At 73.4% G+C, this 2784-nt stretch carries 1 protein-coding gene; it reads left to right on the forward strand.

Features of this window, described 5'->3' with window-relative positions:
• Window positions 1–2712 (forward strand): autotransporter domain-containing protein (locus IB242_RS20215; protein WP_192283767.1); only part of this gene is annotated, 2712 nt, incomplete at its 5' end.
• Window positions 2713–2784 lie beyond the last annotated feature (72 nt).

Consider the following 2784-nt stretch of genomic DNA (forward strand, 5'->3'; position numbering starts at 1 on the left):
GGACTGAGCGGTACCGGCAGCGCATCGCCGATCACCGTCAGCGGCCTGGCGCCGGGGACCAGCTACACCTTCACCGTGACCGCGACCAACAGCGCCGGCACCGGCGCGCCCTCGGCCGTCTCCAACCTGGTGACCCCGGTGCCGACCCAGGTCATCACCTTCGCCAACCCGGGTGCGCAGGACTTCGGCACCCGTCCGGTGCTGGATGCCCGCGCCGATTCGGGCCTGCCGCTGCGCTTCAGCGTCTCCACGCCGGCGGTCTGCAGCGTGGGCGCGGGCGGCGTGCTGGACTTCACCGGCATCGGCACCTGCACCATCACCGCCGAGCAGCCGGGCAACGGTCAGTACGCGGCGGCCACGCCGGTCACCCAGACCTTCGCCGTGGTGCCGGTCGCCCCGGGCCAGCCGGACATCCAGACCCTCACGCCGGTCGGCTCGGGCCGGATCAGCGTCGCGTTCACGCCGCCGGCCTTCACTGGCGGTGCACCGATCACCGGTTACCAGGTCACCGCCACGCCGCGGGCCGGTGTGGCCGCGCGCACCCTGGCGCGCACTGCGGCCATCACCACCAGCGCCGCAGGCGTGGTGACCGCCACCGGCAGCGGCTCGCCGATCGTGGTCGCCGGCCTGACCGATGGCGTGGCCTACGTCTTCACCGTGCTGGCCATCAACCAGGTGGGCCAGGGCCCGGTGGACACGGCGGTGCAGCCGGTGGTGGCCGTGCCGGACCTGCGTGTGCAGCCGGTGGACGTGGCGGTGGCCTATGGCGCCGACGCCACGGCGGTGACGCTGGACATCGTCGGCGCCGCCGATGCGGTGGTGATCGTCGAGGCGCCCGAGCACGGCACCGCGGTGGCCAGCGGCACCGGCATCACCTACCAGCCCAAGGCCGGCTACGCCGGTCCGGACCGCTTCACCTACGCCGCGCGCGACAGCTTCCAGACCTCGGTCGCCGCCGCGGTCCAGGTCCAGGTCGCGGTGCCGGCGGTGGTGCTGGAGACCACCGGCCTGGCCGCGATCACGCTGGCCAGCCCGTACCGCCAGGTGCTGGCCTCCAGCGGCGGTGCTGCCCCCTACGCCTACCGGGTCAGCAGCGGCACGCTGCCGGCGGGCCTGACGCTGGGCGAGGACGGCGTCCTGGCCGGCACTGCCACGGCCGTGGGCGAGGCCGCCTTCGAGATCACCGTCACCGACAGCAGCACCGGCACCGGCCCGTTCAGCGCCAGCCAGCGCTACACGCTGTCGGTGGTGGCGGCCGTGCCGGTCATCACCTGGGACGAAACCCTGAGCCGGACCTATGGCGAGGCCGACTTCGAGCTGGCGCTGCCGCAGAGCACCAGCCCGGGCACGTTCACCTTCAGCAGTTCCAACACCGCGGTGGCCACGGTCACCGGCCGCACGGTGCGCCTGGTGGGCGAGGGCAGCACGGTGATCACCGCCAGCCAGGCGGCCACCGGCAGCTACGCGGCCGCGGCCGTGCAACTGCAGCTGAGCGTGGCCGCGCGCCCGGATCCGACCGCCGACCGCGAGGTTGCCAGCGCGATCCAGGCCCAGGCCGACGCCAGCGTGCGCTTTGCCCAGGTGCAGAGCGGCAACATCCGCGACCGCCTGCGCCAGGTGCGCACCGGCACCAATGCCAGCAGCTTCAACGTGGCGATGGCCTATGCCGGCAGCCGTGGCGTGCCGGGGATGTCGGTGCCGCTGAACCGGGCCGGCGACAGCATGGTCAATGCGCTGCCGCGCCTGCCCGAGGGCTGGGGCGCGTGGGCGGCGGGCACGGCGACCTTCGGCAAGGCCGGCCGCGGCAGCGGCGGGTTCGACTTCAACACCGGCGGCATCACCGTGGGTGCGGACCGGGCCATCGGCGAGCACGTGCTGCTGGGCGTGGCCGGCAGCTGGGGCCGGCAGGACACCGACTTCGACCACAGCCCGTCCAGCACCGATGCCGACCAGCGCTCGCTGGCCGTCTACGGCCTGTGGCGCGCCGGGGAGCACGTGTTCTTCGACGCGATGCTGGCCAGCGGCCGGCTGGACTTCGAGCTGACCCGCTGGAGCGAACTGGCCGGCGCCTCGGCGCGCGGCAGCCGCGGCGGCGAGCAGCTGTTCGGCTCGCTGACCTTCGGCTACGAGCACCGCAGCCCGGGCGGCACCACGCTGACCAGCTACGGCCGCTACGACGGGCACCGCGCCGAGCTGGACGCCTACCGCGAGCACGGGCTGGATGCGCTGGACCTGGCCTATGGCCGGCAGGACGTGGACACCAGCAGCCTGGCGCTGGGCCTGGAAGGCACGCATGCGTTCAAGGGCGAGCGGGTGAGCTGGCGTCCGCACTGGAGCGTGGAGTACCGCACGGCGCTGGAGAACCGCAGCGACGTGGCGGTGAACTACGTGCAGCGCCCGACCGCGAGCGACTACGTGCTGGCGATGCGCAGCTACAACGACGATGCGCTGTCGGTGGGCGCGGGCGTGGACCTGCAGTTCGACAGCGGCTGGATGGTGAGTCTGCTGCTGGGCCACGAGCAGGGTCGCAACAGCCTGCGCAGCAACAGCATCGGGCTGCAGGTGCGTTACGGCAGCCAGGGTGGCCAGGGCGGGCGCGGACGCTCGCAGGTGGACGCCAACGGCATCGGCGACCGCGATGGCGAGCGGCTGCGCTGCCGCACCACGCCCGGCGAGTGCATCGGACCTGCGGGCGGCGGAATCCAGCCCTGACGCATGCGCCGGCTCCGCCGGCCATGACCGTCGACGACAACGGCCGGAGTGATCCGGCCGTTGTCGTGTCTG

Source organism: Xanthomonas sp. XNM01, from assembly GCF_014851915.1.
Lineage (GTDB): Bacteria > Pseudomonadota > Gammaproteobacteria > Xanthomonadales > Xanthomonadaceae > Pseudoxanthomonas.